This is a genomic window from Idiomarina fontislapidosi, from assembly GCF_003226255.1.
Taxonomy (GTDB): Bacteria; Pseudomonadota; Gammaproteobacteria; order Enterobacterales; family Alteromonadaceae; genus Idiomarina; species Idiomarina fontislapidosi.
Genome location: NZ_QJST01000001.1, coordinates 379,314 through 395,039, shown reverse-complemented (window position 1 = coordinate 395,039; position 15,726 = coordinate 379,314). Strand labels below are relative to the sequence as shown.

17 protein-coding genes are annotated in these 15,726 nt (G+C 48.9%); 2 read left to right on the top strand and 15 right to left on the bottom strand.

The features are described 5' to 3' along the window. Positions 1-5: 5 nt before the first annotated feature. The 13 genes from relA to rpoE all read right to left on the bottom strand — a co-directional run bounded on the left by relA (position 6) and on the right by rpoE (position 12,484). Positions 6-2,177, bottom strand: coding sequence for a GTP diphosphokinase (gene relA / locus DFP83_RS01935; RefSeq protein WP_110572623.1), 2,172 nt, complete (start codon positions 2,175-2,177; stop codon positions 6-8). Between the two features lie 4 nt (positions 2,178-2,181). Next, a complete protein-coding gene (rlmD, locus tag DFP83_RS01930) occupies positions 2,182-3,525 on the bottom strand; it encodes a 23S rRNA (uracil(1939)-C(5))-methyltransferase RlmD (protein ID WP_110572621.1) in 1,344 nt (447 codons plus the stop codon). 3 nt (positions 3,526-3,528) lie between these two features. Further along, positions 3,529-3,912 (bottom strand): holo-ACP synthase, encoded by a 384-nt coding sequence (gene acpS, locus DFP83_RS01925; protein ID WP_110572619.1) that lies wholly within the window; start codon positions 3,910-3,912, stop codon positions 3,529-3,531. Then, entirely contained in the window at positions 3,912-4,640 is a 729-nt protein-coding gene (gene pdxJ / locus DFP83_RS01920; protein ID WP_110572618.1) for a pyridoxine 5'-phosphate synthase, read from the bottom strand. Before pdxJ ends, acpS begins: the two co-directional genes overlap by 1 nt. 8 nt (positions 4,641-4,648) lie before the next feature. After that, complete coding sequence (recO, locus tag DFP83_RS01915) at positions 4,649-5,335, bottom strand: DNA repair protein RecO (RefSeq protein WP_110572616.1); 687 nt, start codon at positions 5,333-5,335, stop codon at positions 4,649-4,651. 6 nt (positions 5,336-5,341) lie between these two features. Continuing rightward, the gene (gene era / locus DFP83_RS01910) at positions 5,342-6,289 is read right to left on the bottom strand and encodes a GTPase Era (protein WP_420843776.1); all 948 of its coding nucleotides are present in this window, start codon (positions 6,287-6,289) and stop codon (positions 5,342-5,344) included. Then, on the bottom strand, positions 6,289-6,975 hold the full coding sequence (gene rnc / locus DFP83_RS01905; protein WP_110572614.1) for a ribonuclease III: 687 nt from the start codon (positions 6,973-6,975) through the stop codon (positions 6,289-6,291). Before rnc ends, era begins: the two co-directional genes overlap by 1 nt. Further along, positions 6,972-7,829 carry a signal peptidase I gene (gene lepB / locus DFP83_RS01900; protein ID WP_110572612.1) on the bottom strand — a complete coding sequence of 286 codons (858 nt, stop codon included), beginning with the start codon at positions 7,827-7,829 and terminating at the stop codon, positions 6,972-6,974. Before lepB ends, rnc begins: the two co-directional genes overlap by 4 nt. A 33-nt stretch (positions 7,830-7,862) precedes the next feature. Continuing rightward, the gene (gene lepA / locus DFP83_RS01895) at positions 7,863-9,674 is read right to left on the bottom strand and encodes a translation elongation factor 4 (protein ID WP_110572610.1); all 1,812 of its coding nucleotides are present in this window, start codon (positions 9,672-9,674) and stop codon (positions 7,863-7,865) included. Between the two features lie 107 nt (positions 9,675-9,781). After that, positions 9,782-10,222 carry a SoxR reducing system RseC family protein gene (locus DFP83_RS01890; protein ID WP_110572608.1) on the bottom strand — a complete coding sequence of 147 codons (441 nt, stop codon included), beginning with the start codon at positions 10,220-10,222 and terminating at the stop codon, positions 9,782-9,784. A 3-nt stretch (positions 10,223-10,225) separates the two neighbouring features. After that, positions 10,226-11,191: a MucB/RseB C-terminal domain-containing protein gene (locus tag DFP83_RS01885; RefSeq protein WP_181416350.1), complete on the bottom strand. Its 966-nt coding sequence runs from the start codon at positions 11,189-11,191 to the stop codon at positions 10,226-10,228. 13 nt (positions 11,192-11,204) lie between these two features. Then, a complete protein-coding gene (locus tag DFP83_RS01880) occupies positions 11,205-11,888 on the bottom strand; it encodes a sigma-E factor negative regulatory protein (RefSeq protein WP_110572604.1) in 684 nt (227 codons plus the stop codon). A 17-nt stretch (positions 11,889-11,905) separates the two neighbouring features. Next, a complete protein-coding gene (rpoE, locus tag DFP83_RS01875) occupies positions 11,906-12,484 on the bottom strand; it encodes an RNA polymerase sigma factor RpoE (RefSeq protein WP_110572602.1) in 579 nt (192 codons plus the stop codon). 139 nt (positions 12,485-12,623) lie between these two features. On the opposite strand from rpoE, the gene nadB reads away from it, so the two are divergent. Beyond that, positions 12,624-14,228 (top strand): L-aspartate oxidase, encoded by a 1,605-nt coding sequence (gene nadB / locus DFP83_RS01870; protein WP_110572600.1) that lies wholly within the window; start codon positions 12,624-12,626, stop codon positions 14,226-14,228. Here the strand turns inward: nadB and DFP83_RS01865 are convergent. Together DFP83_RS01865 and DFP83_RS01860 are read right to left on the bottom strand one after the other, a co-directional pair. Then, positions 14,223-14,471 (bottom strand): hypothetical protein, encoded by a 249-nt coding sequence (locus tag DFP83_RS01865; RefSeq protein WP_110572598.1) that lies wholly within the window; start codon positions 14,469-14,471, stop codon positions 14,223-14,225. The two genes, nadB and DFP83_RS01865, sit on opposite strands and share 6 nt — an antisense overlap. A 3-nt stretch (positions 14,472-14,474) precedes the next feature. Continuing rightward, positions 14,475-14,747 carry an FAD assembly factor SdhE gene (locus DFP83_RS01860; RefSeq protein ID WP_110572596.1) on the bottom strand — a complete coding sequence of 91 codons (273 nt, stop codon included), beginning with the start codon at positions 14,745-14,747 and terminating at the stop codon, positions 14,475-14,477. 74 nt (positions 14,748-14,821) lie between these two features. Here DFP83_RS01860 and ygfZ point away from each other — a divergent pair, with 74 nt between their 5' ends. Beyond that, complete coding sequence (ygfZ, locus tag DFP83_RS01855; protein ID WP_110572594.1) at positions 14,822-15,721, top strand: CAF17-like 4Fe-4S cluster assembly/insertion protein YgfZ; 900 nt, start codon at positions 14,822-14,824, stop codon at positions 15,719-15,721. Positions 15,722-15,726: the final 5 nt, after the last annotated feature.

The window sequence follows — 15,726 nt, the reverse complement described above, 5'->3', positions numbered from 1 at the left end:
ACCACCTAACTCCTTTGTACTTGTTCAATGCCTGGTAATTGACGTAAGTGCTGTATGATTTTTTGCAACGCCTGATTGTTTTTAACCGCTAACTTAAGCCAAATAGTGGCAGACTGGGATTGCGCATCAGACTCACTGTCCATTTGCAAAACCGCTGCCTTTTCGTTTGCCAATACACTGGTAATATCGTGCAACAGACCATTGCGATCCAGTGCGGAAATACGTACCGATGCGCGATATTCTTTCTGTGTGCGATCAGACCATGACACTTCGATACCGCGCTCGGGGTGTTGTGACAGTAAATGCTGTAGTTGCTCGCAATCCTGTCGATGCACCGACACCCCACGCCCTTGCGTGATGAAGCCGCGAATGGACTCACCCGGTATAGGCTGGCAACAGCGTGCGAATTGCATCATCAAGTTACCAATACCTTCGATGGTGACTTCCGATGTCCCACCTAGCGGTTTACTTGATTGTGCACTGCGCTTTTTAATACGTGCGAGCTGCTGTTCCTCACTCGGTGCGGGCTTTAAGAAGTTAACTACTTGGTGCAGACGAACATCACCCGCGCCTATCGCCGCCAACAGATCATCTAAATGCGCGACATTAAACCGCTCGAGCGCCTTATTCGCCTCGTTTAACGGTAAATTATGTTTGCTAAGCTCTTGCTCTAACAGTTCTTTACCCGCCTGCAAATTCTTATCACGGTCTTGCTTTTTAAAGTACGTGTGTACTTTGCTACGGGCACGAGACGAGTGCAGATAGCCCATTTGTGGATTTAACCAGTCACGGCGCGGCTGGGCATTTTTTTGTGTCAGTATTTCGACTTTGTCACCGTTTTGTAGTTGGTAGGTGAACGGCACGATACGCCCATCAATTTTTGCACCGACACAGCGGTGACCCACCTGACTATGAATGTAATAGGCGAAGTCGAGCGGTGTCGAGCCCGCGGGTAAATCAATGACCTCACCTTTAGGGGTAAACACGTACACGCGGTCTTCGAATACTTGTGAACGTATCTCTTCGACTAACGAGTCGCTACCCGCCATGTCTTCATGCCACGCCAACAGTTTGCGTAACCATGCAATTTTTTCTTCAAAGCCGTGCCGTTTACCCGCTTGCGCGCCCTCTTTATACATCCAATGAGCCGCGACACCGAGCTCAGCATCGTCATGCATTTCATGACTACGGATTTGAATCTCAACGTTCTTATTATCCGGCCCCACCACCACGGTGTGAATCGATTGGTAGCCGTTTGGTTTGGGTGTGGCGACGTAGTCATCAAACTCCGAGGCTAAGTGCCGCCAACGCGAATGCACAACACCTAGCGCGGCATAACAGTCTTTTAACGAGTGCGTCAAAATGCGCACGGCACGAATATCAAACAACTGCTCAAAGCTTAGGTGCTTTTTCTGCATTTTGCGCCAGATCGAAAAGATGTGCTTAGGGCGACCATAAACATCCGCCTCTATTGCTTGCTCTTTTAGCGCGCTTTGCAAATTTTCGACAAAGTCATGGATATAACTTTCCCGGTCGAGCCGCCGCTCATCAAGTTGCTGGGCAATACTTTTATACGTTTTAGGGTGCAAGTAGCGAAACGCAATATCTTCCAGCTCCCATTTGAGCTGGCCGATGCCTAGGCGATTTGCAAGAGGTGCGTAGATTTCCGCGCACTCCTTAGCCGCGAGTACGCGTGTTTCTTCATCGGCGCTTTTGACTTCTCGCAAGAAGCAGATACGCTCCGCAAGCTTGATTAGAACGGCGCGAACGTCTTCGACCATCGACAATAACATACGACGTACGTTATCGATTTGCGCGCCATCAGGTTGGCCATGTTGAAAAGACTGCAGCTCAGAGATGCTTTGCATCTGTTGCACGTTACTCAGCAGCACCTTCAGTGAACGCTGAATCGGTAAATCATCAATACTGAGCTTGGCTTTATCCACTAAGGGGGCATAGAGCGCGGCTAACAACGATTCGGTATCGAGGTTAAGTGGTGCTAGAATTTCCACCATCTCTTTGCCTTTGAGCAAGGCGTCAGCATATTCCGGATAGCGACTTGTTAGCATGTTCGCGGTATCTTCCAGTGTGCTGACATCTTTGACACTGACTAACCAGTGTTGAGCCGCGTCCTGATATTGCGGATCATCAACATGTGTACTGCGAACATGGACCATGACTTTATACTACCTTTTTGAAGCTCACCATTGTTTCAATGTGATGTGTTTGAACAAACATGTCAACTAAACTGATGTGTGTCATCTGGTAACCGTTATCCAGAAGCCAGCGGCTGTCTCGCGCAAGGGTATTGGGCGCACAAGATACATACACGATATGTTCAGGTTTTTTGTCGACAGGCAACGCAGCAATCATCTGACAGACAGCTTCTGCCCCAGCTCGTGCTGGGTCGAGTAAAATGCGTTGAAAGCCTTTTTTCAGCAACCGACCCACATGCTCGGTACTTAAATCAAATGTCTGCGCGTTCACATTATGGATATCAGCCGCCTTAGCATTTGCCGCTAATTGCTGTGTCATCTGAGTAACCCCTTCGACGGCGGTGACCGACTTCGCACGGCGCGCCAAAGGTAGTGTGAAGTTACCAATACCAGCAAATAGGTCAAGCACCTCATCGCCCGCTTGCGGTGCGAGCCACGCCAATGCCTGCGCCACCATTTGTTGGTTCACTTTCGGGTTAACCTGAATAAAGTCGCCAGGCATAAACACCAATCGATCACCATCCAGCGTCGTATCATGACACGCCTGAGTGTCCGTCAATGAATTTAACTGCTCGCCGTCATCCAGCCACAGTGCGCATTGGTGACGTGCCGCAAAATCGTGTAGCGCTTGCGTTTGCTCGCCACTGAGCGAACGCGTGATTCGTAAGCATAATTGCGCCAGCGGCGCTTTAATCAGCTCGACATGACCCAAGTGCGGCCCTAGTTGTGCGGTTTCGATGAGCTGGCGAAATTCTGCTAGCAGTCGATTAAGCGTACTGTCGAGCACTGCACACTGAGGAATATCAACAATGTGTTTACTGGCTCGGGCGCGAAAACCCAAGTGCATGGGTTGCGCGGTCGAGCGCTGATAAATGGCTAAGCGTGCCTTGCGGCGATAGTGCCAGTCATCACCGGTCAACGTAGGTTGCCAGGGTAACTCCGTATTCATCCCGGCCATTTTTGTGAATAGCTCGCTGACCACGCGCTGCTTGTGCTGTCGTTGCGAGTCTTCATCCAGATGCTGCAAGTCACAGCCACCGCACTGGGCATAATACGGACACGGTGCTGACCGCCGCTCTGGCGCCTCGTTTTCACGCGCAACCAAGGTGGTATTTTGTTGTCCGGTCACCTTAAAACGTACTGTTTCGCCTGGCAGTACCTGCGGCACAAAGTAGGTGCGGCTTTTACCGCCATGAGCAACTCGAATGACGCCACGTCCCTGATGATCAAGTGCATCAGCAGTGCCACTCAGAACTTGGGAAGAAACTGTCTTAGTACGTCGAGATGGGGGCTTAAAAAACTGCGCCATTGTTTAGCTATCCGTTTCTAAAATTACTGTTGCGATAGCAAAACCACTATCATCACTGATACTTAAATGAGCACGGGCAATACCCTGTTGCTCACACCATTGTTTTGCTTGCTCATAGAACACCCACTCGGGACGGCCTAACGCATTATTACGCACTTCCATATGTTGGAACGATAATCCCTGCGCAATGCCGGTACCAAACGCCTTAGCGCAGGCCTCTTTGGCAGCAAACCGTTTGGCTAAGAAATCGGCTGGAGCACGGTGTTCAGTCCACACTGCCTGTTCGTACTCGGTTAACACCCGCTTCACCAAGCCGTTGCCGCGCGCAAGTGATTTTTCCACTCGTGCCACCGCAATCATGTCTGTACCTATGCCGTAAATTGCCATTAGCGAGCGCGCTCTAAAATCGCCTTCATGTCACGTACTGCGCGATCTAAGCCAACGAGTACAGCACGCGCAATAATTGAGTGGCCTATATTCAACTCAACGACTTGCGGAATTTGTGCGATCTCAAGGGTGTTGTGATAGTGAAGTCCATGCCCCACATTGACCTGCAAACCCTGTTTCTCGGCATAAGCGGCTGCCTGTGCAATTAACGCAAACTCGCGATCGCGCTGCTGTTCAGTCTCAGCTTCCGCGTAAGCACCGGTGTGCAGTTCAACAATTGGCGCTCCAGTTGCCTTTGCCGCATCGATTTGCGCATGATTAGGGTCAATAAACAGTGAGACTTGAATGCCTGCATTCGCGAGCTGATCAACAGCCGCGGTAATGCGTTGTTGTTGACCGGCAACATCCAAGCCCCCCTCGGTGGTAAGCTCTTCGCGCTTTTCTGGCACAAGACAACAGTATGTCGGTTGGGTCTCCAGCGCGATCCCGATCATCTCGTCAGTGCACGCCATTTCGAGGTTCATCGGTACGTTGAGTGTTTGGCGCAACAGTGCGACATCGCGATCGGTAATGTGACGACGGTCCTCGCGCAAATGGATGGTGATGCCATCAGCACCCGCCTGCTCTGCAATCGCAGCCGCGGTGACCGGGTCAGGGTAACTCACACCACGCGCGTTGCGCACGGTGGCGACGTGATCGATATTGACGCCTAAACGAATATTTTTCATCGTGACTCCTAACGTTTAAATAACGCGCGTGCGCGCAGCGGCTTGTCACCAATAAAAGGTGCTAACGCGTGACGCATAATGCGTTTAAGATTGTATCGTTGCTGGTCTGAAAGTGGATCATTGAGCCAGTCTAATTGCCCAAGCTCAATGGCTTCATCGCGCCGTATGGTGACGCAATCGCTATCAATATAGTCGGCACTAAACCCACTACCACCACGAAAAAATAAAGTGTCGGGTAGCACCTGTTTGTGTTCGACTTGCGGCCACTCAAACACACTCCCCAGTTCATCAAGCAACTGCCATTCAAACCAGCGCAAGGTGGATTCAATAGGGTATTTATCGGCAAGGCGCTGCAAAATGAGGGGGTAACATTCAAACAGCCCTGGCACAGCAACCTGTTGTGGTAGCACGCGCTGTAATAGCTCGTTGATGTAAAAACCACTGTAAAGAAAATCACTGCGCAGATCGTAGCTTTGAGACAAGGCGTCGGCGTGAGTCAAGGTCTTGAGCTCGCCACGACCGCCCCATTGCACGTTAAGCGGGATAAAAGGTTGCAAAACGCCTTTCCAACTGGAGTTCTTGCGTTTAGCGCCCTTCGCTAGCAAGCGAACGCGACCCTCCTCCTGACTAAAGCAGTCAATAATGAGGCTGGTCTCTTGGTAATCCCAGCGATGTAATACAAACGCTGGTTGCATCGCTCGCTAGTCCTCTCGGTAGCCTAGGCTCTTCAGCGCACGTTCGTCATCTGACCAGCCCGACTTTACTTTAACCCAAAGCTTTAATAACACTTTATTGTTAAGCAGACGTTCAAGGTCTTTACGAGCCTCGGTACCGATGGTCTTCAGCTTTTGACCCTTCTCACCAATCACCATCCGCTTTTGAGCTTCGCGTTCGACTAAGATCAATGCGTGGATATGATGCGTGCCACGTTCAGATTGACCAAACTGTTCAATCTCAACCGTCGTTTCGTAGGGTAGCTCTTCGCCGGTAAAGCGCATCAACTTCTCGCGGATAATCTCGGCTGTCATAAAGCGTACCGAGCGATCGGTTACATAATCGGCTGGATAAAAGTGATAGCCACTTTGCAAAAAGCCTTTAACGATATCGCGCAAAGGCTCTAAGTTGTCGCCGGTTTTTGCCGAGACAGGAATAATTTCTTTTACGCTGAGTTGTTGGCTTAACCATTGTAGGTGTGGCAACAACTTATTTTTGTCTTTTATTTGATCAACTTTATTCACCACAAGGACAATCGGCGTCTGAGTGTTTTTCAGCTTTTCCAACACCATGACATCATCATCGTTCCAGCGTGTGTTCTCGACGACAAACAAAATCAAGTCGACGTCTTTGAGCGCCGATGATGCGGTTTGATTCATGACACGGTTAATCGCCCGAGGTTCTTCAAGATGCATGCCTGGCGTATCAACGTAAACGGTTTGATAATCACCCTCGGTATCAACACCTAAAATACGGTGTCGCGTTGTCTGTGGCTTGTTCGACGTAATACTGACCTTTTGGCCCAGTATACGGTTCAGCATGGTCGATTTACCGACATTGGGTCGACCAACAATTGCGACAAAGCCGCACTGCTTATTCTCATCAATTTGCCCAGCGCCACCTAAGGCGTTATTGAGCATATCATCTAGATTCATCAAGATACCTGTAACTGTTCTAATGCGGACGTTGCCGCTGCTTGCTCAGCCTTTCTACGGCTGGTTCCCGTGCCTAATAGCGGTTCTGGGAGTCCTTCGATGGTGCAGGTAACGGTAAACTGTTGGTTGTGTGCTTGACCCTGCGTCGCCATCACATCATATTCTGGCAACGGTTGCTGGCGTGCTTGTAACCATTCTTGTAAGCGTGTTTTTGGATCTTTTTGGCTGGCACCGGGCTTAATGGTCTCTAATTGCTCTTCAAACCATCCCAGTACGACTTGCTTAACCGTGTCCATGTCGCTATCAAGAAATATCGCCCCGATAATCGCTTCCATCGCGTCGGCTAAAATCGATTCACGTCGATAACCGCCGCTTTTTAATTCGCCCTGACCGAGGGATAAATAATCCCCTAAGCCCTTTTTTTTGCCTAATCGCGCCAACGATCGCCCGCATACAATAGCGGCGCGCATACGACTCAGATCGCCTTCCGCAACTTTAGGAAAACGACTGAATAAGGCCTCGGCGATCACCACGCCGAGAATCGAATCGCCAAGAAACTCTAGACGTTCGTTGTGGTTCGCATGCGCACTGCGATGCGTTAATGCTTGCTTTAATAAACTTTGACGCTCAAATCGATAGCCAATTATTTGTTCTAACTGAGTTAACGGTGGTTTTGGTAAACTCACTCAATACTCCCTAAACGCTCAAATCTTATTCCCGTAGGCACCCATTGCGGCAAAATACTCTCGCTACTGCGATCCATCTCAAAGCTCATCCACATAAATACCGCTTTACCAACGAGGTTTTCCTCGGGAACGAAGCCCCAATAGCGACTGTCCTCAGAGTTGTCTCGGTTGTCACCCATGGCAAAGTAATGCCCTTCTGGCACTACGAACTCCGTTGGCTGCGTACCTGCTTGTTTAAAGTAATAAGGCACTCGTGGACTCACTCTTGAATCCAACAAGATACGGTGCTTGACCGACCCTAAATCTGCCTCATATGTTGTTAACGCGCTACCTCCAGAATAGTACACAGGCGCGTTATCAACCATAACATTTTCAACTCGAATGGCGTTGCAGTTTTCGCCTGCTTTGCACTTCGGTTCAATATATAAACTTTTATCGCGGTAAATAATCCGGTCACCGGGCAGACCAATCACACGTTTAATATAGTCAATACTCGGCTCGAGCGGATATTTAAAGACCGCAATGTCACCCCGTTCAGGCTTTCCGGTTTCGACGATTTCTTTTTGAAAAACGGGGTCATGCAGACCATATGCGTATTTCTCAACCAGAATGAAGTCGCCTTTTAACAAGGTCGGCATCATTGAACCTGAGGGAATTTGAAAAGGTTCGTACAAAAACGTACGAACCACAAGGATAATGGCAAGGACGGGAAAGACCGATTGGCCAAACTCGGTTATCGAATTTTGCGGCTCACCTGCCGCTCGCTTCTTCTTTAAAACGAGCGCATCAAATAACCACAATGCGCCAGCAATTAACGTTACAACCGTTAAGATAATCGAAAAATAGTTGGCCATCAGCCTGTTTCCCTTATTGTTCTCTTTTTAGCGCTATTTGCCTACTTTTAACACTGCTAAAAACGCTTCCTGCGGCACTTCGACGTTACCGAGGTTCTTCATGCGCTTTTTACCTTCTTTCTGCTTCTGCAGTAGTTTCTTCTTCCGACTAATATCACCGCCGTAACATTTGGCCGTTACGTTCTTACGCAACTGCTTAACGGTCGAGCGAGCGATAACATGCGTACCAATCGTCGCCTGAATTGCGATATCAAACTGTTGCCGCGGGATCAGCTCACGCATCTTATCCACCAGCATGCGACCTCGAGACTCAGCATGTTCACGGTGCACAATCAAGGCTAAGGCATCAACACGATCGCCGTTGATTAGGATATCAACGCGCACCATGTCAGCGGCTTGGAACTTCTTAAAATGATAGTCCAGTGACGCATATCCGCGGCTGGTAGACTTGAGTCGGTCAAAGAAATCCATCACCACTTCGGCCATCGGCATTTCATAGGTGACAGCCACTTGCTTGCCGTGGTAGTTCATCGCGGTTTGCATACCACGTTTCTCGACACACAGGGTGATAACGTTACCGACAAACTCTTGCGGCACAAGAATGTTGGCTTCAACAATCGGCTCAAATATGGTTTCGATATCGTTTACCGGTGGCAAGTTAACCGGGTTATCAACTTTAACGATATCGCCTGATTTGGTTTCTACTTCATAAACTACAGTCGGCGCCGTGGTAATCAAATCAATGTCATATTCGCGCTCAAGACGCTCTTGAATGATTTCCATGTGTAGCATGCCTAAGAAACCACAACGGAAACCAAAGCCCAGTGCAGCCGAGTTCTCTGGCTCATAAAACAAGGATGCGTCGTTTAGCGATAATTTACCGAGGGCATCACGAAACGCCTCGTAATCATCAGAACTGATCGGAAACATCCCCGCGTATACCTGTGGTTTTACTTTCTTAAAACCAGGTACTGGTGCTTTTGCAGGGTTACGCGTGTTGGTCAATGTATCACCGACCGGCGCACCCAAAATATCTTTAATGCCGGCAATAACAAAACCCACTTCACCGGTATGTAACACCCCCGTTTCATGAGGCTTAGGATTAAAAAATCCGACTTTATCAATTTGATGTGACTGCCCCGTCGACATCACAGTCATTTTATCGCCTGCGCGCAATGTCCCGTTTTTAACACGCACCAATGACACAACGCCTTGATAGTTATCAAACCAGGAGTCGATAATCAGCGCCTGTAACGCGTCGTCTTCATTACCCTTGGGCGGCGGAATTTGTTTAACAATACGCTCAAGTACTTCTTCAATACCGATACCGGTTTTTGCTGAACATTGCACCGCATCGACCGCTTCGATACCTACGATATCTTCTATTTCCTGCGCAACGCCCATGGCATCGGCTTGTGGCAAATCAATTTTATTCAGAACCGGAACGACTTCGAGATCCATATCGATCGCTGTGTAACAGTTAGCGAGCGTCTGTGCCTCTACGCCTTGCGCCGCATCAACCACCAATAACGCACCTTCACAGCCTGCCAGCGAACGCGATACTTCATAAGAGAAGTCGACGTGTCCTGGCGTATCGATGAAGTTCAACTGGTAGGTTTCACCGTCTTTTGCAGTGTAGTGCAAGGTAACACTTTGCGCTTTAATCGTAATACCACGCTCGCGCTCAAGATCCATGGAGTCAAGCACCTGCTCGGCCATTTCGCGATCGGTCAAGCCGCCACAATGTTGTATGAGTCGGTCTGATAACGTCGACTTACCATGGTCAATGTGCGCAATAATAGAAAAGTTTCTGATATTACTTTGCTTAAACGCCTTATCCGGCATTGATACACCTCTACAAAAAATCAGCGAGCAACTTTGGCTCGAAGCAAATTCAAAACTGGCCTGATCATACCGATGTTAGCGGCAAGACTAAAGATATTTATCGGTTTTCACGGGCTGGGGTGCGCGGGCGTGCTCACAACGAGCAACTGATTTACGCGCACATCTCGGAGGCGGAACCACAAACGCAGAGCCACAAAACTGACTGCAAAGCCAGAAAATGAGAGTAGAATGATATAGCCCTCGGTCATTGCAGTGAGTGAGGTAAGCACACTTGCAAACAGCAATAGTGTTACCACGGGCAAGCCATAAAGTAACAACGCGAAACGTGTCACTTGCTGTTCTGGAATCGATAACTCAACATACTCACCCACGGCGACAGGTGACTCGGTTTTAACTACAAAGGTTGAATGCCTATCAGAGAACACCTTGCTTAAAATACCTGCGCCACAGGTGGTGTTCTGCTCACAGCCAGAGCACGCACTTTTCAGTTGCGTCGAGACAGTCACACGCTGACCATCGACCGCCACCACTTGTGCAAGTTCTTTCATGATTCACTGTACCTCTGCCACAATGCGTTTTGCCGTTTGTATGGGTATCTGCCCCACAACCGTAATTATCACATCATTGCGTGGTTCAGTATACAAATTTTGGCTGCCCACGACACTCATTGCCGTTGTTTGCTCTAAGCCACGGGGCGCAATATAAACTGAGTATTCAGTCAAACCGTCGGTAAACAAGTAATGGTCGACTGGGGTGTTATCGACCGCTAGCTGATGATGTTTTTTGTCAACCAGCCGAAACCCCTCGGGCTGCCATGTCGGTTGCATGTCAGTCTGCATTTGATGGCTGCGGGTTGAAAGTTGAATTAACGGCGGCATAGAGAGTCGTTTAAGCTCTTCTAACAGCGGGCTTGGATCTTGACGTAGCGCCAAACTGGTGACCTGCACTTGTTCAATAGGGACACCTTCTTCATTCATCATCATCATCTTTAGTGGCATGCCCGAATCACGATCAACCCACACGGAGAAGCCAAACCGATTGTCATGTTTACTGATGAGACGAATATGCTGCGCTTTTCTGTCCAAAACTCGCGCACCACCGACCGCCACTACACGGTAGTAACTTTGAATTTGCTCAAAGCTCTGGCTAAACGCGGGCGGAATAAGATGATTGATTGAGCTTGCGCGGAGAGAATAATCGCGGGCTGCGGGATGAAAGTGTGACACACGGTCACCGATCCTCAAGGCTCGAAATCCGGAGCCGTTCATTTGTACAATTAACTCGAGTTGTTCGCCATCAGGTTCAACGGCGTGCAACCAATGATAGGGTTCAATACGTTCGCCCACCACGTAGACTAACGATGCCTCGAAATTACGCCCGTTCAGCGCGTCCGACATAAAGTTATACCAACGCACACCATCACTGTGCGATATCTTTTCCGGCTCTTGTTGTGCAAACGCTGGCGAAGCCGAGAGCAACGCCAGCGTAAGTGATATAAGCCAAACACCCAATTTCATAGCCATTCCTTAATTACTGCGGCGATTGTGGGTCCTGTTGACTGACTTTTTCAGCATCTTCAGTATCATTTTCGTCGTTCACCGCTTCACCGCCCAACATCATAATTTGTTGTTGATGATCAATCATATACGATTGTGCTTGGCGTCGCATTGACTGCTCAACGGCTTGATGCGTTGCAGTCGCAGGTGTCGAATTTGGACTAAAGCTCACGGGTTCACGCGCACCTAAAGGATTTGTCAGAATGGACGGTTGATCAACACCTGATGCATCCCCGGGGGTCTGATAGGTCTGCACTGTCACCAGCGCAACCGCCGCCACTCCTGCTGCAACAGCTACTTTTGCAACTGGATTAAACCAACGCATCGCGGCTTTGCGCGCCGCGGCAGAACGTGAAGACGTATGCGCTTGCACGAGATTGTCTGACTTAACCTCATTACTTGCAGCAGGCATTGCATCGATTTCAGCAGCGACAGCAGCGCTAATATCTAACGGACCGTTGTGATTAAGCTCGCCTTTCATGGCGCTTCTAATGACACCGTACCGATACCACCGTTCGCTTTGCTCTGCATCTTCCAACTGCGCGTCTAAGTCCGCCTGTTCGATAGCATCTTGTTCACTATCAAACAACGCCGACCAATATTCTTGGCGGTCGTCTGCTGACTCTAACGTGTCGTTGGATAAATGGGCTTTAGACATAAAGATTCCTCTATTAATTACCGTTCTAGCAACGGCTTTAATTGGCTGTCGATAGCCTCTCTCGCCCTGAATATACGGGATCTTACCGTACCAATTGGGCAATCCATTTCGACAGCGATTTCCTCGTACCCTAAACCTTCTATTTCACGCAATGTGATTGCTCGTTTAAGGTCTTCTGGTAATTCATCAATAGCGCGCAACACCACCGTTTGAATTTCATCCGTTAACAGCTGATGCTCGGGACTCCCCGCATCCTTTAGTGCGCCGCTACCCTCATAATATTCTGCATCCTCTGCATCAACATCTGATGCAGGTGGCTTGCGTCCTTGTGAAACTAGATGATTTTTCGCAGTGTTAACGGCTATACGATATAACCAAGTATAGAATGCACTTTCGCCTCTAAAATTGGGTAACGCGCGGTAAGCTTTTATAAACGCCTCTTGCGCCACGTCTGCCACATCACCTTGTTGTTTCACATAACGGGAGATCAAGCTCATGACTTTGTGTTGGTATTTTTTCACCAATAAGTCGAATGCGCGGTTATCACCTTTTTGTACACGTTCGACCAGCTGTTGGTCCGTCATTTGTTCGCTCATCCGAGCCTTTTCTCCCTTGCTAATCACTACATAGCACTGGCGGCTCATGTATTCGTAAGTTCTGACCGCCGTGCTCGTAAAAAGTTCGCAAAAATTTTCAGTTTGCGTAAAATCGAGCAAAATCCTTAATGAGTACTTTATGGAACCTGCAGCAAATTATCAATCAGATGTTCTTGTCATTGGTTCGGGTGCAGCGGGTCTGACGACCGCCCTGCAGCTAGCAGACCACCATTCAGTGATTATTGTTAGCAAAGGACCACTGACCGAAGGCTCCACCTATTATGCACAAGGTGGAATCGCGGCCGTATTCGACGAATCGGACAGTATTGAAAGCCACGTCGAAGATACCCTCATTGCTGGCGCTGGTTTGTGTGAGCGCGAGACAGTTGAGTTTACCACACGCAATGCACGCGAAGCATTGCAATGGTTGATTGATGAAGGCGTAGGCTTCGATCAGGTTGAATCAAAAGCAGATTCTCCTACCTATCACCTGAATCAGGAAGGTGGTCACAGCCATCGACGTATTCTGCACGCCGCTGATGCGACCGGAAAAGCGGTACAAACAACATTACAAAGCAAAGTATTGGCGCACCCCAATATTAAAGTGCTTGAGCGTTTTAATGCCGTGGATCTGATTACCGGGCGTCGACTCCAGCGCGAGCCTGGCTGCTACGGCGCATACTTGTGGAACCGCAAGCTCGAGCGCGTCGAGACGGCCGCCGCACGCTTTGTGGTGTTGGCTACTGGCGGTTCAAGTAAGGTATACCAGTACACCAGTAACCCCGATATTGCCAGCGGTGACGGGATTGCTATGGCTTGGCGTGCGGGTTGTAGTGTTACCAATATGGAATTTAACCAATTTCACCCAACCTGCCTGTATCACCCTAATGCGCAAAGCTTTTTGCTGACTGAAGCATTACGTGGCGAAGGTGCGGTCTTGCGTCGCCCCGACGGCAGTCGTTTTATGGACAGCTTTCACGAAGCTGCTGAGTTGGCACCACGCGATGTCGTCGCGCGGGCAATCGACTATGAAATGAAACGTTTAGGTGCGGATTGCATGTATTTGGATATTTCGCATCAAACTGAGGCGTTTCTGCGCCACCACTTCCCGACTATTTTTGAAAAATGCCTCAGTTTGGGCATTGATATGAGTAAACAGCCCATCCCTGTGGTTCCCGCGGCTCATTATACCTGTGGGGGGATTACGACTAACCTCAACGCCGAAACTGACCTGCCGCGTTTATATGCCGTAGGCGAAGTTGCGTACACAGGACTTCATGGTGCCAACCGCATGGCGAGTAACTCGTTACTTGAGTGTTTAGTATTCGCACGCGCTGCTGCGCAACATATTTTAGAGCAAAGCCACGAAACGCCGGTGGTGGATCATCTTCCTGCATGGGATGACAGCCAAGTCAGTGATTCAGACGAGGAAGTCGTTATTCAGCATAACTGGCACGAGTTGCGTCTGTTCATGTGGGATTACGTAGGTATCGTGAGAACAACCAAGCGTCTAGAGCGTGCGTTGCATCGAATTCAGCTATTGCAGCAAGAAATACACGACTACTACAGTAACTTTAAGGTGAGTAATAACTTGCTTGAATTGCGTAACCTCGTGCAAGTTGCCGAGCTCATTGTGCACAGTGCGCTTGCGCGAAAAGAAAGTCGAGGGTTGCATTACACGCTCGATTATCCAGATCTTGACCCGAACGCAAAGCCCACCAAGTTAGTGCCGCAACACTTATAAACGGCATTCAAGACAACGCCGGAGCTGACACCAAAGCGCCGGCGTTAATTGCCTACGATAAAAACAAAAGTACAGTGTTTGCTTTTTGCCGTGCGTCGATTTTTGAGTCAACCGAATAAGCAACCATGTGTTAAAAAGACACTGCCAGGCAAACGTGCCCTGCCAATGTTCACCGTCGACCCACCACTGCAGCGCATCTTCACTGACGGATAGCAGTCTGTCGCCGGACTGCAAGTGCACCATAAACTAGACCTTAACGCGTGCCAGCATGAGATCAACCATACGCTGAAGTTCCGCATCGGGACATTGTTTATGGCCCATGAACCAAGCGAATAGATCCGGGTCATCGCAGGTAACAAGGCGACGAAACACCGCTTTGTCGTCATCGCTCAAATGGTCATAAGCTTCGTCAACGAAGGGTTCGAATAACACATCCAGTTCGAGCATTCCACGACGACACGCCCATTTAAGCCGACGCTTGTCTTTTAATGCTTCTTCGGATTGCTTTAATGTGAACATTTTTACTCCCAGCCTTGAATTCAAATTCAATAGCCTCATATTAGCATGACATGGCAATTAAAGGAGCCTTTTAAATGAGCAAAGTCATGTCAGAGCACGCTTCCGAACAGGATACGGTGTTATGTCCGTTAACCCGCTATGGCGTATTGTCCGTAAACGGCGACGATGCACGCAGTTTTCTTCAGGGGCAACTGACCTGTAACCTGAATGGTTTAAAACCCGGTGACGTGTGTTTCTCAGCTCACTGCGAGCCAACAGGTAAAACGCTGAGTGTATTTTGGCTTTATTGCTACGCAGATAATGAGTTTTGGCTTGTGATGAATCACTCTGCAATGGCAGCTTCACTGGCGCAGTTTCAAAAATACGGTGTGTTTAATAAAGTATCTTTTGAAGACAAAACCGCTGATATTTGCCTTGTTGGTGCAGCCACCGAACATGACAATTTTGCCGCGCCACAGGAAAGCGAGTTATTGGCTCAAATCAAGGTTGGCAGCGAACCTCATCAGTTCGTGCTAGTATATAGAACAGAAATTACGTGCAATTCTGACGAAAAATTGTGGGATGCCCTTGAAATTGAACGAGTGCGCCCTCAGGTCGTTGGTGAACTTGCGCAACAATTCGTGCCACAAATGCTTAATGTGCAAGCGTGGGACGGAATTGATTTTAAGAAAGGTTGTTATATCGGCCAAGAGACTGTTGCCCGAATGCGTTACTTGGGTAAACAAAAACGCGCACTGTTCCGTGTCAGCGGTTCTGCACAAAACCCCGTAAAGGCGGGCTCGCAGGTTGAACGGAAAGTGAGTGATAATTGGCGTCGAGGAGGTACGATAATTATGGCAGTGAATCGTACCGACACCCAAGTGGATGGTTTAGCGGTATTACCAATAGATATTGAGGTAGGTACTCCGCTCCGTTTGCAAGGTGACGACGATAGTCTCTTGGAAATACACACACTGCCTTATCAATTAGGTTAACTATT